This is a genomic window from Ureibacillus xyleni, from assembly GCF_900217795.1.
GTDB classification, from domain to species: domain Bacteria; phylum Bacillota; class Bacilli; order Bacillales_A; family Planococcaceae; genus Ureibacillus; species Ureibacillus xyleni.
The window spans coordinates 112,560-129,502 of record NZ_OBMQ01000002.1; the positions used below are offsets into that span (position 1 = coordinate 112,560).

16 protein-coding genes and 1 riboswitch are annotated in these 16,943 nt (G+C 35.8%); of the genes, 14 read left to right on the forward strand and 2 right to left on the reverse strand.

Translation table 11 applies throughout. From position 1 onward, the window contains the following. The first annotated feature begins 161 nt into the window (after positions 1-161). From CRO00_RS04440 to CRO00_RS04460, 5 genes are all read left to right on the forward strand, one after another. Positions 162-1,235 carry a mechanosensitive ion channel family protein gene (locus CRO00_RS04440; RefSeq protein ID WP_237658323.1) on the forward strand — a complete coding sequence of 358 codons (1,074 nt, stop codon included), beginning with the start codon at positions 162-164 and terminating at the stop codon, positions 1,233-1,235. Positions 1,236-1,570: 335 nt separating this feature from the next. Then, complete coding sequence (locus tag CRO00_RS04445; protein WP_097072467.1) at positions 1,571-2,782, forward strand: ROK family protein; 1,212 nt, start codon at positions 1,571-1,573, stop codon at positions 2,780-2,782. A 222-nt stretch (positions 2,783-3,004) separates the two neighbouring features. Continuing rightward, on the forward strand, positions 3,005-3,829 hold the full coding sequence (locus tag CRO00_RS04450) for an MBL fold metallo-hydrolase (protein ID WP_097072468.1): 825 nt from the start codon (positions 3,005-3,007) through the stop codon (positions 3,827-3,829). A 17-nt stretch (positions 3,830-3,846) separates the two neighbouring features. After that, entirely contained in the window at positions 3,847-4,869 is a 1,023-nt protein-coding gene (locus tag CRO00_RS04455; RefSeq protein WP_097072469.1) for a TAXI family TRAP transporter solute-binding subunit, read from the forward strand. A 14-nt stretch (positions 4,870-4,883) separates the two neighbouring features. Beyond that, positions 4,884-6,764, forward strand: coding sequence for a TRAP transporter permease (locus tag CRO00_RS04460; protein ID WP_097072470.1), 1,881 nt, complete (start codon positions 4,884-4,886; stop codon positions 6,762-6,764). A gap of 59 nt (positions 6,765-6,823) precedes the next feature. Here the strand turns inward: CRO00_RS04460 and CRO00_RS04465 are convergent, their stop codons facing one another. Together CRO00_RS04465 and CRO00_RS04470 are read right to left on the reverse strand one after the other, a co-directional pair. Next, positions 6,824-7,351, reverse strand: coding sequence for a chromate transporter (locus CRO00_RS04465; protein WP_097072471.1), 528 nt, complete (start codon positions 7,349-7,351; stop codon positions 6,824-6,826). Then, positions 7,344-7,892, reverse strand: coding sequence for a chromate transporter (locus CRO00_RS04470; RefSeq protein WP_097072472.1), 549 nt, complete (start codon positions 7,890-7,892; stop codon positions 7,344-7,346). The genes CRO00_RS04465 and CRO00_RS04470 overlap by 8 nt, the downstream gene beginning before the upstream one ends. Positions 7,893-8,066: 174 nt before the next feature. Here CRO00_RS04470 and CRO00_RS04475 point away from each other — a divergent pair, with 174 nt between their 5' ends. From CRO00_RS04475 to purF, 9 genes are all read left to right on the forward strand, one after another. After that, on the forward strand, positions 8,067-8,261 hold the full coding sequence (locus CRO00_RS04475) for an NETI motif-containing protein (RefSeq protein WP_097072473.1): 195 nt from the start codon (positions 8,067-8,069) through the stop codon (positions 8,259-8,261). 133 nt (positions 8,262-8,394) lie between these two features. Further along, positions 8,395-8,494, forward strand: a riboswitch (purine riboswitch). 181 nt (positions 8,495-8,675) lie between these two features. Further along, complete coding sequence (gene purE, locus CRO00_RS04480; RefSeq protein ID WP_097072474.1) at positions 8,676-9,164, forward strand: 5-(carboxyamino)imidazole ribonucleotide mutase; 489 nt, start codon at positions 8,676-8,678, stop codon at positions 9,162-9,164. Next, positions 9,161-10,285: a 5-(carboxyamino)imidazole ribonucleotide synthase gene (gene purK / locus CRO00_RS04485; protein ID WP_097072475.1), complete on the forward strand. Its 1,125-nt coding sequence runs from the start codon at positions 9,161-9,163 to the stop codon at positions 10,283-10,285. Before purE ends, purK begins: the two co-directional genes overlap by 4 nt. Before the next feature lie 14 nt (positions 10,286-10,299). Continuing rightward, complete coding sequence (gene purB, locus CRO00_RS04490) at positions 10,300-11,598, forward strand: adenylosuccinate lyase (protein WP_097072476.1); 1,299 nt, start codon at positions 10,300-10,302, stop codon at positions 11,596-11,598. A gap of 85 nt (positions 11,599-11,683) precedes the next feature. Beyond that, entirely contained in the window at positions 11,684-12,394 is a 711-nt protein-coding gene (gene purC / locus CRO00_RS04495) for a phosphoribosylaminoimidazolesuccinocarboxamide synthase (RefSeq protein ID WP_097072477.1), read from the forward strand. Between the two features lie 2 nt (positions 12,395-12,396). Further along, complete coding sequence (gene purS / locus CRO00_RS04500; RefSeq protein WP_097072478.1) at positions 12,397-12,645, forward strand: phosphoribosylformylglycinamidine synthase subunit PurS; 249 nt, start codon at positions 12,397-12,399, stop codon at positions 12,643-12,645. A gap of 2 nt (positions 12,646-12,647) precedes the next feature. Then, positions 12,648-13,325, forward strand: coding sequence for a phosphoribosylformylglycinamidine synthase subunit PurQ (gene purQ, locus CRO00_RS04505; RefSeq protein WP_097072479.1), 678 nt, complete (start codon positions 12,648-12,650; stop codon positions 13,323-13,325). Then, on the forward strand, positions 13,318-15,543 hold the full coding sequence (gene purL / locus CRO00_RS04510) for a phosphoribosylformylglycinamidine synthase subunit PurL (RefSeq protein ID WP_097072480.1): 2,226 nt from the start codon (positions 13,318-13,320) through the stop codon (positions 15,541-15,543). The genes purQ and purL overlap by 8 nt, the downstream gene beginning before the upstream one ends. After that, positions 15,519-16,943, forward strand: a complete 1,425-nt coding sequence (gene purF / locus CRO00_RS04515; protein WP_097072481.1) for an amidophosphoribosyltransferase — start codon at positions 15,519-15,521, stop codon at positions 16,941-16,943. The genes purL and purF overlap by 25 nt, the downstream gene beginning before the upstream one ends.

Consider the following 16,943-nt stretch of genomic DNA (forward strand, 5'->3'; position numbering starts at 1 on the left):
GATAGACGATTGCAAAAAGTCTATTTATAGGGCTTTTTTGTTGTGTAATTGCCTTTGTGATAATAAAGTTGTAGAAAATGTTTCTTTAAATAGTGATATAAATTTTTTTTGAAATTATAATAATACCGATAATTAATTTTTTAAACTTAGGAGAAATATAGATGATAGACTATCTTCAATGGCTTTATCCAAAAATGGTGGAGCCTGAATTAACGGACATTATTATTTTTATATTGATTATTTTGTTAGGATGGATTTTACAACATTATGTTTTAAAGTACCTCATTAAAAGAACAGCTCGATTTTTTGAAAAGCGCTCTAAAATTGTAACGGCTAGGATACTTGAGCATTTTAGTAGAGAAACGAGACATGCAATATTTACAGGAATCATCTTCTTTGCTTTGTCGTGGTTAATTGAAATTTCCCTTTTTTCAAACCCTTCAGTACGTAATTTCTTTTATTCTTTAATGGTATTTTACGCGTTTAAGGGGATGTATGATGTTTTAACTTATTATGCAAATCACCCTGAAACCTTCTATTTAAAAGAAAAGAAGGTTCCTTTTTTAACACCATTTTCACTTCGAATTATTAAAGCATTTTTAGCCCTTGTTGCCATTGCCATTATTGCGGGACTCTGGCATTTCAATTTAAACGGATTTTTAACGGGAATTGGACTAACGGGTGTAGCTTTAGCGTTTGGGATAAGAGATACGTCTGCTCACATTTTTGGTGGTTTGTCGATGGGGTTTGATAGGCCATTTCAAGTGGGAGATTTTATTACAACAGAAGATGGAAAAGTAGAAGGCACCATTTTGGATATTAATTTACGCTCTACATTAATATCAACAGCTGATAAAGGGATTGTCTATGTTCCTAATGCTTATTTAATGAATAAACCGATATACAATTTATCCAAACGAGAAAAGCGGAAAATCGAAACCTTTTTATATGTATCAACAAATCAAAATGAAGAGTCCATTCGAAATATTTGCAGTGAAATCAATAAGCAAATTCTTTTACATCCGAAAACTTCTAAAGAAGATTTTATTTTAGTGTATATTGATGAGTTTCATGCAGATTATTATCGGATGTTGATTAGCTTTTTTGTACCAACAAATAATATTCATGAAAAATATGCAGTACAACAAGACATTATTTTTGTAACGAAACAAATATTAGATGAGGGAGCAATTCAATTAATTGATCCAAATGCTTTAAAAAATAATAACGTTTAAGTGAAAAAGGGGCCGTTTCGAAAAACAGCCCCTCATTTAAATTTATGGACCCATTACTCCTAATAGTGCTGGTAATAAAATAATCTTTTTCATGTTCCTTTCTCTCCTTCATTTACTTGATACTTGTATCTTACGAGTTGAAAATGATAGAAGGTGGTAAGTTTGATTAGAAAAAAATGATGAGAAGAAGTTCTTAATTTTAATACTCCTATTTATTAACAAAATCTACATATTCTCTTTACACATTAGAAAGCTCTGAAAATTTATTGATTGAAATAAAAACTGTTTGTTTATACAATCATAATTAATAGAATTTGGAGAAAGTGGTAATAATATTGAAAAAAAATATTATAAAAGAGCAATTAAACAAAAGTGATGAGTATTTTGCTGTATACGATTTTCTACAAAGAATTGAAAGTGCATCCAAAATGGAAATTATGCACGAACTTAATATAAAGAAAACTACTCTTGTCCGGATACTTGATAGTTTAGAAGAAGCAAAGTTAGTATATCAAAGTGGTAAAAAACTAAATGGCATAGGTCGTCCATCGATTACTTACAAAGTTAATAAGCATTTCGGTTACTTAATTGGCGTTCATATTACCAGAATGCGTGTTATGGTTACATTATTAGATCTCAAGTTTGAAGAGATTAATAGTAAAATTAGCTATATGACATCTTTCCATTCTCCAAGTTTTATTATTTCTTTTATTCAAAATTCCATTGATGAACTATTAGTAGAAAACCAACTATCAAAGGATGATATTTTTTCTATTGGAATTGCAGCTGTTGGATCTTTAAATAAAAAAGAAGGATTAATTTATCAATCCCAATCGTTTATCCAAGGTGGAGAATTAAATTTTCGAATCGTCGATGAAATGAAGAGCTATTTTAATGGAACAATTATTCTTGATAAAGGTGTAAATGCTTCCATCACAGCTGAACATTATTTTGCTCATAAACGTTCCAATAACCTATTGTTAATTGTTAGTGGGGGCTGGGGATTAGATTGTGGGATAATTAAAGATAATCAATTACTGACCACTAATTTAGAAGACGGTAAAGCAATAGAGCATATGGTGATTAACTTTGAAGGGAAACCCTGTCGCTGTGGTAAGAATGGATGCTTAATTACTTTTACTTCTTTTGAGTATATTTTAAATAAAATTAAAGCAGAGCTACCTACTTATGAAAGTATAAACACGAAAGAAATTACAAATGCAACAGTAACAGAAGCAGTTAATTTCTTAAAATCATTAAATAAAAGTGCTACAGAAATTATTATGAATACTGCCAAACCTCTAGCAATTGGTGCAATAAACTTATCTAACATTTTTAAAGTCGATCGGATTATTATTAATGGTCCATTATTCGAACATTTTCCTAATTACTTTGACTTGGTAACTAGTTACTTTGAGTCGATAAAAGGGGACATTGAGACAACCATCGATAACGGTGAATTAGGGGATTATGCATCGGTCAAAGGAGCAGGTATTATGTCGTTCCAAGCTTTTATACATTCAAGTGATTCCGAATCTATGGATTAAATTAAAAAATAGTTAACCACGTGGGAAGTAAAATTCCATTGTGGTTTTTTTGTGCTCTCAGACGGGAGAAATCACATATTTTTATCCAAAAAGGATTTAATTATTGATTGAATTATAAATATATTAAAAAAATTCAAAATTTCGTTGATTATTAGATTTATTTTTGTCATAATATTCATTAATTAAGTCCGTTATGGATTTTATTAAAAGGGGTGCAAATTTATGAATTTTGAACTAATTATGTTAGGTACCGGTAGTCCAAGAATGAATAAGGATCGTTTTTCTGCTGCACAAGTAGTTAACACCGGTGAAAATTTAATTTTAGTTGATTGTGCTGATGGTACCACGATGCAGTTAGCTCGTGCTGGTATTAATCCTAAAGAAATTAAGCATATTTTTTTAACTCACTTACATGCAGATCACTATTTAGGGTATGCAAATTTCTTAATTAGTGGTTGGGTAGAAGGGAGACGTGAGTTAACGTTAATTGGTCCAAGGGGAACTAAAGAAATGCATGAACAAGTAATAGGAATGCTGAAAAATGACATTAACTATCGAATGCAATTAGGAAGACCGATTAATGGTATTTATGATGTTAAGGTTATCGAGATAGATGAATCGGGAATTTTAGATGTTGAAATTGAAAGCGGTTTATCTATATCAACAGCTGAAATGGTACACAATGTTCCTACCTTTGCCTATAAGTTCGAAAAGAATAATAAGGTGCTAGTTATATCAGGTGATACGGCTCCTCATCAAGGGATTATTGATTTTTCAGATGGGGCAGATGCACTGGTTCTTGATACATGTTTAACCTTTATTAACAACGACACAGCTGAAAATGCTAAAGTTATTTGGGAAAATTTACAAAAAGAACATTGTACACCTGAGCAATCTGCTGAGATCGCCTCTAAAGCGAATGTGCAAAAATTAATTATGACGCATTTCTTACCAGGAATGGATGAAGAAAATGTTAGAGAACGTACAGAAGGGGTATATAAAGGGGAATTATTTATTCCGAACGATTTAGACCGTATTACAATCTAAAAAAAGGGAGAATTAATATGAAAAATATTAAAGGAATGATGTTTGTTTTAATGATTTTTTCACTACTTTTAGGGGCTTGTGGAACAGTAAGTAGCGATTCAAGTAATGCGGAGCCAGAAAAAGCTTCAGGAATTATTCCAATCTACACTCCAGGTACAGGGGGTATTGCTTATACAATTAGTGCAGGAATCGGCAGTATTTTTAATAGCAATAAAGTGATGGAAGATGTTCAATTAGTTACGGAGGCTACTTCTGGTGGCGCTGAAATTATTAACATGGTACTGGATAAAAGTACTCAAGGAAAAACAGCAATTGGATTTAATTCAATTGTAGATGTTTCAAAGAGTTATGATGGCACTTACGACAAAATCCCAGGAGAACAGAAAAATTTAAGAGCCATCTCTTATGTAACGTACACAGCAGCACAGGTTGTTACAAACGAAAAATCAGGAATTAAAAGTTATGAAGATTTACGCGGAAAAACACTTGGATTACCTCCAGGATCTGCTACAGAGGGAATTGTAAAAGCTTTATTAAAGGATGGTTATGGCATTGATGAATCAGAATATAAAGTTGTTCCTTTAGAGTATAGTGAGATTGCAGAAGGTATTAAAGATGGTAGTATTGATGCTGGTCCACAATTAGGGGCAATACCAGCTTCTTTATTAACAGAATTATCAACTTCTACGGATTTAACTTATTTATCAATTGATAATGATGCACAAAAGAAATTTTTAGATGCTAACCCGTATTACTCAGTTTATGAAGTGCCTGCTGGAACATACGAAGGACAAGATCAACCTTTTATTGCACCATCAATGGATGTAGTAGCGTTCACTCATGAAGATGCAGATCCAGATTTGGTTTATAACTTCCTTAAAACAATTGTAGATTATCAGGAAGATATTGCAGCAATTCACCCAGTTGCAAAAGAGTTAAATGAATCAACAATCGCTAAAGGTATAGATATTATGCCGTTACATGAAGGTGCAGAAAAATTCTATTCTGAAATGGGTATTTCTATTGCTAACGCAGAATGATTGGGGGAAACTAAATGAAAAATATGATTGGAAAACTTATTGCAACCCTCGCATTTGGTTTAGCTATATTTCATATTTATGCAGGAGGTATTCAATTACTTCCTGCTACCCAACAACGTGCAATTCATTTAGGTATTGGTTTAACTTTAATATTTTTAATTTATCCCTTATCTAAAAAAGAGAATGCAAATGCGTTATTAAGTAAAATGATTAGTTACCCATTAGCAGCTCTATCATTAGTGATAACTATTTATATTTCTATAAACTATATTGATGTAATTACAAACTTAAGTCGTCCAAATAGTATTACTTTATTTATTAGTGCAGCTACAATATTGCTCGTTCTCGAAGCAGCAAGAAGAGTGTTGGGATTAGCACTGACTATTATATCGGGTGTGTTTTTAGCTTATGCATTTTGGGGGCACCAACTCCCATTAATGGTTGCGCATTCAGGTATTTCAGTTGATCGAATCCTTACGCAAGTAGGATTAAGTAGTTCGGGTATTTTCGGTACATCACTCGGTGTGTCTGCCACTTATGTAATTTTGTTTATTATCTTTGGATCGTTTTTAGAAAGATCTGGTGCAGGTAGTGTGTTTATTAATTTTTCAATGTCTGCAGTAGGACGTTACCGTGGAGGCTCGGCTAAAGTTTCAGTGGTAGCAAGTTCCCTATTTGGCTCTATTAGTGGGAGCCAAGTAGCAAATGTAGTGAGTACAGGTGTTTTAACGATACCATTAATGAAAAAAGGTGGTTACTCTCCTACATACGCAGCTGCGGTAGAATCAGTTGCTTCTACGGGTGGGATGATTTTGCCTCCAGTTATGGGGGCAGTGGCCTTCTTGATGGCTGATTATTTACAAGTGCCATTTGCTGAGGTAGCTCTTGCAGCATTGATACCAGCATTATTATACTATTTTGCAGTATTTATGATGGTCGATGCTCGAGCAGCAAAAGAAAATATTCGTTCCGATGTTGATAACACAATTGATTTGAAGAAATTAATTGTTGAAAAAGGTCATTTGGCAATACCTTTAGTCATTTTAGTGTTGCTATTAATGGTATTTGAATTATCTACTGTTAAAGCAGTTTTCTGGTCAATTTTATCTGTGCCAATTATTTCTTATTTCAGAAAAGAAACGAGAATGGGCATAAAAGATATTGCAGGGGCATTAGTTGACGGGGTAAAAATGTCACTTGTTGTAATTGCTGCTTGTGCCTGCGCGGGAATTGTTATCGGTGTTATTGACATGACAGGGATTGGGCTAAGATTCTCTGGTTTATTGTTAGAACTTGCTGGTGGTAATTTATTAATTTTAGCAATTCTAACTATGATTGCTTCTATTGTATTAGGAATGGGTCTACCTCCAGTTGCTTGTTATTTAATTCTTGCTGTTTTAGCAGCACCTGCACTAATTAACTTAGGTGTTGAACCAATGGCAGCTCATTTGTTTATTTTCTATTTTGGTACGCTTTCTGCAATAACACCACCAGTAGCGATCGCATCTTATGCAGCAGCTGGTATTGCAAAAACCAATCCATTTAAAGTGTCACTACAGGCTTGTAGAATAGGAATAGTAGCATTCATCATTCCATTTATGTTTATCTATGGTCCGGAATTGTTATTACAAGGGGAAGTGTTTAATATTGCATATGCGATATTAACAGCAGTTGTCGGTGTTTATATACTCGCGGGTGCAGTAGAGGGTTATTTATACGGGCCGATTCCTATCGTTGTAAGAACAATTATATTCATCACAGCGATTGCGTTAATTCAAACAAATATGTTAATAAGCACTATTGCGTTAGTGATTACAGTAATATTGTTAGCGTATTTGAAAAAACGTGGTCCAGTAGTTCAAAACGTATTAACTAATACAACAAATGAAATATAACAAGTATCCTAAGGTCGTTTCGAAATTAACGTTTTGAAACGGCCTTTTCTCTTTTTTCATTAACTTAAGAAAATTACTCCAAGAACTCCTGATATTATTAAAACTTTAATAGTAGATTGTTTCATCATCAAAAGTGTAAAGGAAAGGATAATTAATAAAAGTTGAATTATAGTGCTCGTATTTATTGAGTGAATTTCAAGTTTTAAAAATAAAATGTAACTTGCATATAAAATTAGGGAAACTACCGTTGCACGCAAACAATAGAAGATAGAGTTTAACCATCGATTAGTTGGGATGAAACGCATGAATGGAAATCCTACTGACATATAAACGAAGGATGAACTAATCACACAAATTACACAAAAGAATGCAAGTAATATACCACCGATTTGAAAACCGATGAGCGTCGCAATATTCACAAGGACCGACCCTGGTAACATACTACCTAAAGTTAAAGCAGAAAATAATTCATCTGATGAAAGTAATTCACTTGAAATGAGTTGCGATTCAAGTATTGGAATAATAGCATATCCCCCTCCGAAAGAAAGAGCCCCTACTACAAAGAAAATTTTTATTATATTAAACATTTTGTGTCTCCTCCTTACTTAAAAATACAAGGATAATGCCTATGAAAATAGTAAATACTATCACGTAAATTGCGTTGATTTTTAAAAATAGTAAGATTAAAGAAATGGAGAATAAACTAATTGTAAAGGTATCAATAAGAGCAGTTTTATATAATCGGAAAGCTGCATAGACCACTAGTGCAACTACTGCAGATTGTAGTCCAACTAAAGCTCCACGAATGTATATATTTTCAATAAAGTAATCAACGACAAAAGAACAACCAATTGCAAGTAAAAAAACAGGGAGGGTGATACTTAACGTACATAAAATAGCGCCTATAACCCCTTTTATCTTGTAGCCAATTAATATTGCGATATTGATTACAACCGCTCCTGGTGCAGAACCGCCGATTGCAAACAAATTGGTAATATCCTCAGATGACAGCAACTTCCTCCTTTCTACAATTTCCTTTTCAATAAGAGGGATTAATGAATATCCGCCGCCAAATGCAGAAATAGAAAGCTTGCAAAAAAATAAGCAAATAAACAATAGATCTTTCAAATTTTCATCCCCCTTTTAACCATAAGTATACTATAAATTTCGCTTTTAATCCATTTAGGATTAAATTAATTTTAAGTGTAAAATTGACTTTTTATTTACACAGTAAAAATCAAAATTAAAAAATTATTTATTGCTATAATAAGTAAAACGATTAATTAGTTTAATGGAGGATATATGGCAAAGCAAAAGAAAGATCGATGGTTTGAAGTAGAAGAAAATGAATCAATTGAGCAATGTTTAGAACGAATGAGAAAAGAGGGTTACTTACCTTGTGGAAGAAAAGAAGAGCCTGTCTTTCATTTGGTTGATGGAGAACCGACATATTTACGGCAAAAAATCAAATTTAAAGGAATGCTAATGGATAATTGAAAACGTTTTCGGCCAAAATCCGAACATTACCGTTTTCTGAAAATTTATTGTTCGCATTTTTTCGTTGATTTTCTGTTCATCCCTTGTTAAAATGTGAATGAGAAAACAAAGTTAGATTTAATCATCTAGGGAAACTTTATATATAAACATCCCACATATATGCTAGAGGATATGGCTCTAGTGTCTCTACCCGACGCCGTAAATGTCGGACTATGCGGGAAAGCTTGCTTAGGCAATCAGAAAATGTGGGTACCGAAAATACTTACATTATTATTTCTGAGAGAATAATTGTCCTCAAGTATTCTGCTTTCTTCGCATTAACGAGAAAGTGGAATTATTTGAGGACATTTTTTATTAATAAGGTCTATACGTCTTGTAATAACGGTAGATTTCACATTCGAAGGAGAGATAATAATGGATCCAAAAATCGGTATTATTATGGGAAGTTCAAGTGATTGGGAAACGATGAAACATGCTTGCGATATTCTCGATGAATTGCAAGTTTCTTATGAGCGACAAGTGGTTTCCGCACATCGCACACCGGACTTAATGTTTGAATATGCAGAAACTGCACGTTCAAGAGGAATTGAAGTAATTATTGCAGGTGCTGGTGGTGCTGCCCATTTGCCAGGTATGGTAGCAGCTAAAACGATACTACCGGTCATTGGTGTTCCAGTGCAGTCAAAATCATTAAATGGATTAGATTCATTATTATCCATCGTACAAATGCCAGGTGGTGTACCGGTTGCAACAGTTGCGATTGGTAAGGCTGGGGCAACAAATGCAGGTATATTAGCTGCACGAATTTTAGCTACAACTGATCAAGAACTTGCAACTAGACTAGAAGAACATAGAGAAATGATGAAACAGATGGCTCTAGAAAGTACAGGTGACCTAGTGTGACAAAAATGATTTATCCCGGGCAAACAATTGGAATTATTGGTGGGGGTCAATTAGGACGTATGATGGCCCTAGCAGCTAAGGAAGCAGGATATAAGATTGCAGTACTTGAACCATCAATGGATTCCCCGTGCGGACAAGTAGCTGATATCCGAATTGTTGCACCATATAATGACGAGTCCGCTTTAGAAGAATTAGCAGATGCTAGTGATGTGATTACTTATGAGTTTGAAAATATAGATTATGAAGGTTTAAAGAGATTAACAGAAATTGCTTACGTTCCACAAGGTGCTGAATTGGTTCGGATTACGCAAAACCGTATTACTGAAAAAGATGCAATTTCAAATGCTGGTTGCCCAGTTGCTCCATACATAGTTGCAAAAAATTATGATGAATTAGTTAGTCAAATCGATTTAATCGGGTATCCTTGTATTGTGAAAACGGCCCGTGGTGGATATGATGGAAAAGGTCAACAACAACTAAATTCAAAAGCAGACTTACCATTAGCAAAAAGTTTATTTGAACATTCTTATTGCGTAGCTGAAGGGTTTGTTCCTTTTGAAAAAGAAATATCCGTCATCGTTCAACGAAATGGGCATGGTGAAACATATTGCCTACCTGTTGGAGAAAATATTCATGTGCATCACATTTTACACGAAACAATTGTACCGGCACGTATTTCAAGTGAAACGTACGAAAAGGCATTCGAGGCGGCTGAAAAAATTGCAGATTACCTCCAATTAATAGGCACATTAGCTGTTGAAATGTTTGTTTTAAAGGATGGGCAGCTGGTCATAAATGAATTAGCCCCAAGACCACATAATTCTGGTCACTATTCTATAGAAGCTTGTAACATTTCACAATTTAGCCAGCATATTCGTGCAGTTTGCGGATGGCCACTACGGAAGCCGAAACTATTGAAACAATCTGTGATGGTTAATTTGTTAGGTCAGCATGTTGTTCCTTTAACAAATTCCATTTCAAAATATCCTGATTGGTCCGTTCATCTTTATGGCAAAGCTGAAGCAAAAGTGAATCGTAAAATGGGTCACGTGACGATTTTGACGGAAAGTATTGACGACACTTTAAAACAAATCGAGAGTTCTGGCATTTGGTCAGAGTAGAAGGAGATTAAAACATGATTGATCGTTACACACGTCCTGAAATGGGAGCTATTTGGACAGAAGAAAACAAATTTAAAGCTTGGCTAGAAGTTGAAATTTTAGCTTGTGAAGCTTGGTCTGAACTTGGTGTAATTCCAAAAGAAGATGTTGCATTACTTCGCCAAAATGCTTCATTTGATATGAACCGTATTTATGAAATCGAAAAGGATACGCGTCATGACGTAGTAGCTTTTACTCGTGCAGTTTCTGAAACATGCGGTGAAGAACGTAAATGGGTTCATTACGGTTTAACTTCAACAGACGTAGTTGATACAGCACTTTCCTATCTTTTAAAACAAGCCAATACAATTTTACGTAAAGATATTGTGAACTTTATTGACATTTTAACGGAAAAAGCGAAAGAACATAAATATACAGTTATGATGGGTCGTACTCATGGTGTTCACGCTGAGCCAACTACTTTCGGATTGAAACTTGCTTTATGGCTAGAAGAAATGAAACGTAATCTAGAACGTTTCGATGCAGCTGCTAAAGTAATCGAAACTGGGAAAATTTCAGGTGCTGTAGGGACGTACGCAAATATCGATCCATTTGTTGAACAATATGTATGCGAAAAACTAGGTTTAGCTGCTGCACCAATCTCAACGCAAACATTACAGCGCGACCGTCACGCACAATATATTGCAACAATTGCGCTAATTGCAGCTTCGATTGAGAAGTTTGCAACAGAAATTCGCGGTCTTCAAAAATCGGAAACTCGTGAAGTAGAAGAAGCATTTGCAAAAGGTCAAAAAGGTTCATCAGCAATGCCGCATAAACGTAACCCAATCGGCTCTGAAAATATGGTTGGGATGGCACGACTTATTCGTGGTCATATGGTTACAGCTTACGAAAACGTGTCGCTTTGGCATGAACGCGATATTTCTCACTCATCTGCAGAACGTGTCATCTTACCGGACGCAACAATCGCATTAAACTATATGTTAAACCGTTTTGGCAACATTGTGAAAAACTTAACGGTGTTCCCTGAAAATATGAAACGCAACATGGATCGTACATTTGGTTTAATTTACTCTCAACGTATTTTACTTGCGTTAGTGGAAAAAGGATTATCTCGTGAAGAATCCTATGACACAGTACAACCACTTACGGCTCGTGCTTGGGATGAACAGACACAGTTCCGCCCATTAGTAGAGGCAAATGAAAAAATTACTTCACTATTATCAAAAGAAGAAATTGATGATTGCTTCGACTATAACTACCACATTAAAAATGTAGACATGATTTTTGAACGTCTTGGATTAAATAATTAATTAGCTCTGCCAAACAAATGAATATTGATTACATTCATTCCCCATTGAATTGGGGGATGAATGCCTAAACTAGGAGGCCACGACAATGAATAAAGGTCAGCTTTTGTACGAAGGTAAAGCAAAACGTTTATATCAAACAGAACAAGAAGATATTTTGTTCGTTGAATATAAAAACAGCGCAACTGCATTCAACGGTCAAAAAAAAGCGGAAATTGAAGGCAAAGGAATACTTAATAATCGGATTACAACTCTAATTTTCGAAAGATTAAAAGAATGCGGAATTGACTCGCATTTTGTTGAAAGAATTTCAGATAATGAGCAGCTTGTTCGTAAAGTGGATATTATTCCAATTGAAGTGGTTGTACGTAATATTGCAGCTGGAACTCTTGCTAATCGTCTAGGGTTGGAAGAAGGAACTCCGCTTAAACGTACAATTGTAGAGTTCTATTATAAAGACGATGCATTGGGCGACCCGCTCATTAACAATGATCATATCGATATTTTAGGCATAGCTACGAAAGAAGAAGTAGAAACGTTATATGAACAAGGGTTAAAGATTAATAATGTCTTACAACCTATTTTTAAGGAAATAGGCGTAATTTTAGTAGACTTTAAACTTGAATTTGGTCGTGACAAAGATGGCAACGTATTACTTGCAGATGAAATTTCACCAGATACTTGCCGCCTATGGGATGCAGAAACAAAACAAAAGCTTGATAAAGACGTATTCCGTCGTGATTTAGGCAGTTTGACGCAAAGTTATGAAATTATTCTTGCTAGACTTGGAGGAAAATAAAAATGGCAAAAGTTAAAATCTATGTAACATTACGTGAAAGTGTATTAGACCCACAAGGATCAGCTGTACAAGGCTCTTTAGCAAAAATGGGATACAACGAGGTAACAGACGTGCGTATAGGCAAATATTTAGAAGTTCAAATTGGTGACTCAGAACGAAATATTGATGAATTAGTAAAAGAAATGTGTGAAAAGCTTCTTACAAATACAGTAATTGAAGACTACCGCTATGAAGTCGAGGAGGCAAACTAATTATGAAATTCGCAGTACTCGTTTTCCCTGGGTCAAACTGTGATATCGACATGTACCATGCGATTAAAGATGAGCTTGGTGAAGAAGTAGAATACGTTTGGCATGATGCAACAGATTTAAGTGAATTTGATGGTATTTTAGTTCCTGGTGGTTTTTCATATGGTGATTACTTACGTTGTGGTGCAATGGCAAATCAATCGAACGTGATGGTTGAAGTGAAAAAGGCTGCAGAAGCAGGGAAACCCGTTTTAGGTGTATGTAACGGATTCCAAATCTTAACGGAAGCGGGACTTCTACCAGGTGCACTACTACGTAACAAAAACCTTAAATTCATGTGCCGTACTGTACAGTTAAAAGTAGAAAACAATAATACTAGATTTACTAGCCAATATGAAAAAAATCAAATTATTAACATTCCAATCGCTCACGGAGAAGGTAACTACTTCTGTGACGAAGAAACTCTAGCAAAATTAAAAGCAAATAATCAAATTGTTTTTACATATTCAGGTGAAAACCCAAATGGTAGTTTAGAAGATATCGCAGGAATCATCAACGAACGTGGAAATGTGCTTGGGATGATGCCTCACCCAGAACGCGCGGTAAGTGATTTGCTTGGTAGTAGCGATGGTCTAGCTTTATTTAAATCAATTGTTAAACAGTGGAGGGAAGCTCATGTCTAAGATGGAACCAACAGCAGAACAAATTAAAGAACTAAAGTTATATGCTGGAATGGGTATGTCGGATGAAGAATTTGAAATGGCCGAAAAAATCCTTGGACGTACGCCAAACTGGACAGAAACAGGTCTATTTTCTGTTATGTGGTCCGAGCACTGTTCATATAAAAACTCAAAACCTGTATTACGTAAGTTCCCAACAAAAGGCCCTCAAGTTTTACAAGGTCCTGGAGAAGGTGCTGGGATTGTTGATATTGGTGATGAGCAAGCAGTAGTTTTCAAAATGGAATCACATAACCATCCTTCTGCTATTGAGCCTTATCAAGGAGCAGCAACTGGTGTAGGTGGGATTATCCGTGACGTATTTTCAATGGGTGCTCGTCCAATCGCCATGTTAAACTCACTTCGTTTTGGTGAATTACAATCCGAGCGTGGAAAATATTTATTTGAAGAAGTTGTTGCAGGGATTGCTGGTTATGGTAACTGTATTGGAATTCCAACTGTGGGTGGGGAAATTCAGTTCGACCCATGTTATGAAGGAAACCCTCTAGTTAACGCAATGTGTGTGGGTTTAATTGATCATAAAGATATTCAACGTGGAATTGCTGCTGGTGTAGGTAACACAGTAATGTACGTTGGAGCTAAAACAGGCCGTGATGGTATTCATGGTGCAACATTTGCATCAGAAGAATTAAGTGAAGATTCAGAAGAAAAACGCCCAGCAGTTCAAGTAGGGGACCCATTCATGGAAAAACTTTTACTTGAAGCTTGTTTAGAAGTTGTTAAATCAGATGCCTTAGTTGGGATTCAAGATATGGGTGCTGCAGGTCTTACATCTTCTTCAGCAGAAATGGCTTCAAAAGCTGGTTCTGGTGTAGAAATGAACTTAGATTTAGTTCCTCAACGTGAAACAGGAATGACAGCTTATGAAATGATGTTATCTGAATCACAAGAACGTATGTTAATTGTAGTGAAAAAAGGTCGTGAAGATGAAATTAAAGCGATCTTTGATAAATACGGTTTAGATGCAGTAGCAATCGGTCGTGTAACAGACGATAAAATGCTTCGTTTATTACATAAAGGGGAAGTGGTTGCAGAAGTTCCGGCTGATGCACTAGCAGAAGACGCTCCTGTTTACTATAAACCATCTGCTGAACCTGCATATTTCGCTGAGTTCCAAGCGATTGAAAATAGTGAACCAGAAGTAACAGATTATAAAGAAACATTAAAATCCCTTCTTCAAGCACCAACAATCGCTTCTAAAGAATGGGTTTATGATCAATATGATTATCAAGTGCGTACAAACACAGTGGTAGCACCAGGCTCTGATGCTGCAGTACTTCGGGTGCGTGGTACAAATAAAGGTCTTGCAATGACTACGGATTGTAACTCTCGTTATATTTATTTAGATCCAGAAACAGGTGGAAAAATTGCTGTAGCGGAAGCAGCTCGTAACATTGTTGCATCAGGTGGTCAACCACTTGCAATTACAGATTGCCTAAACTTCGGTAACCCTGAAAAACCTGAAATCTTCTGGCAAATTGAAAAGAGTGCTGATGGTATTGCAGCAGCATGTACAGCGTTAAATTCACCAGTAATCGGTGGTAACGTATCGCTTTACAATGAACGTTCAGGTGAAGCGGTTTACCCAACACCAACAATCGGTATGGTCGGTTTAGTTCAAGATTTAGCTCATGTAACAACTCAACAAGTGAAGTCTGCTGGTGACGTTGTGTATTTAGTAGGGGAAACAACTACTGAATTTGGCGGATCAGAACTTCAAAAATTAGTCTATGGCAAAATCTTCGGAAAAGCACCTAGCATTGACTTAAGCGTAGAAGCAAAACGTCAACAAGCGGTACTAACTGCGATTCGTGAAGGGCTTGTTCAATCTGCACATGACGTTTCAGAAGGCGGCGTAGCGGTTGCATTAGCTGAGAAAACATTTGCTACTGAAGATTTAGGTATCTATGTAACATTAGAAGGTTCAGCAGTAACTGCATTATTTAGTGAATCACAATCTCGTTTTGTTATCACTGTTAAAGAAGAAAATGCAGCTGCATTTGAAAGTGTTGTAACAGATGCGAAGAGAATTGGTGTCGTAACAGATGATGTAAAAATTACAATCATTGGTGAAGACAGTGTTCTTCTAGAAGGTACAGTGGAGGAATTCCGTTCTGCTTGGAAAGGAGCAATCCCATGCTTGGTGAAATCAGAGGCTTAAACGAAGAATGTGGCGTTTTTGGAATTTGGGGACACCCTGATTCAGCGCACTTAAGCTATTACGGACTTCATGCATTACAACACCGCGGACAAGAAGGGGCTGGTATCGTCGTAACTGACGGTCAAGCCTTACGTGCCGTTAAAGGTGAAGGTCTTGTCAATGATGTCTTTAATGAAGAGAAATTAAAGTCTGCAAAAGGAAACGCAGCTATTGCCCATGTTCGTTATACAACTGCTGGCGGTGGTGGTATTGAAAATGTGCAACCATTACTATTCCGTTCTTCAACAGGTAGTATGGCCATTGCACATAATGGGAACTTAATAAATGCCAATCATTTAAAGCAACATTTAGAACGTTCAGGTAATATATTCCATTCAACTTCTGACACTGAAGTTGTAGTGCATTTAATTAAGAAAAGTAAAAAACCTGGGTTGCGTGCTCAAGTGAAAGAGTCTCTTTCATTATTAAAAGGCGCTTTTTCCATCTTAATTATTACGAAAGACTGCATGATGGTTGCCCGTGATCGAAACGGATTACGTCCATTATCTATTGGGAAGTTAGGGGATGCATGGGTAGTAGCTTCAGAAACATGCGCCTTTGATTTAATTGGGGCTGAATTTGTTCGTGATGTTGAACCAGGGGAACTACTGGTTATTTCAGATAGCGGGATAGAAGAAGATCGCTTTGCTGCAAAAGATCAACGTGCAATGTGTGCAATGGAGTACGTTTACTTTGCACGACCAGATTCAAACATTGATGAACTCAATATCCATATGGCACGTAAACGTATGGGTAAACGTTTAGCGCAAGAATGTATTGGAATTGAAGCAGATGTAGTAACAGGTGTACCTGATTCATCTATTTCAGCGGCTATTGGATTTGCTGAGGAAAGCGGTATTCCTTATGAATTAGGATTAATTAAACATAAATACACAGGTAGAACATTCATTCAACCAACACAGGAGTTACGTGAACGCGGAGTAAAAATGAAACTTTCTCCTGTTGTGCAAGTTGTAAAAGGAAAACGAGTAGTTATGGTGGATGATTCCATCGTACGTGGTACTACTTCACGCCGTATCGTTACGATGTTAAAAGAAGCAGGTGCTACGGAGGTACATGTTGTTATTTCATCGCCGCCAATGAAAAATCCTTGTTTTTACGGAATTGATACATCTACAAGTGAAGAATTAATTGCCTCAAGCAATAGTGTGGAAGAAATTCGTGACGTAATCGGGGCAGATTCACTAACTTTTCTTTCAGCTGAGGGATTAGTAGAAGCAATAGCTCGCCCGTTTGATGATGAATATCGTGGACTTTGCATGGCTTGCTTTACAGGAAACTACCCTACAGAAATTTTCCCAGATACAGTATTACCACATGAAAAAGAGCTAGTTAGATAA

Coding starts and splice junctions, on each gene's coding strand:
- CRO00_RS04440 (WP_237658323.1), top strand. CDS start 162: ATGATAGACTATCTTCAATGGCTTTATCCAAAAATGGTGGAGCCTGAA.
- CRO00_RS04450 (WP_097072468.1), top strand. CDS start 3,005: ATGAATTTTGAACTAATTATGTTAGGTACCGGTAGTCCAAGAATGAAT.
- CRO00_RS04455 (WP_097072469.1), top strand. CDS start 3,847: ATGAAAAATATTAAAGGAATGATGTTTGTTTTAATGATTTTTTCACTA.
- CRO00_RS04460 (WP_097072470.1), top strand. CDS start 4,884: ATGAAAAATATGATTGGAAAACTTATTGCAACCCTCGCATTTGGTTTA.
- CRO00_RS04465 (WP_097072471.1), bottom strand. CDS start 7,351: ATGTTTAATATAATAAAAATTTTCTTTGTAGTAGGGGCTCTTTCTTTC.
- CRO00_RS04475 (WP_097072473.1), top strand. CDS start 8,067: ATGGCAAAGCAAAAGAAAGATCGATGGTTTGAAGTAGAAGAAAATGAA.
- purE (WP_097072474.1), top strand. CDS start 8,676: ATGGATCCAAAAATCGGTATTATTATGGGAAGTTCAAGTGATTGGGAA.
- purB (WP_097072476.1), top strand. CDS start 10,300: ATGATTGATCGTTACACACGTCCTGAAATGGGAGCTATTTGGACAGAA.
- purC (WP_097072477.1), top strand. CDS start 11,684: ATGAATAAAGGTCAGCTTTTGTACGAAGGTAAAGCAAAACGTTTATAT.
- purS (WP_097072478.1), top strand. CDS start 12,397: ATGGCAAAAGTTAAAATCTATGTAACATTACGTGAAAGTGTATTAGAC.
- purQ (WP_097072479.1), top strand. CDS start 12,648: ATGAAATTCGCAGTACTCGTTTTCCCTGGGTCAAACTGTGATATCGAC.
- purL (WP_097072480.1), top strand. CDS start 13,318: ATGTCTAAGATGGAACCAACAGCAGAACAAATTAAAGAACTAAAGTTA.
- purF (WP_097072481.1), top strand. CDS start 15,519: ATGCTTGGTGAAATCAGAGGCTTAAACGAAGAATGTGGCGTTTTTGGA.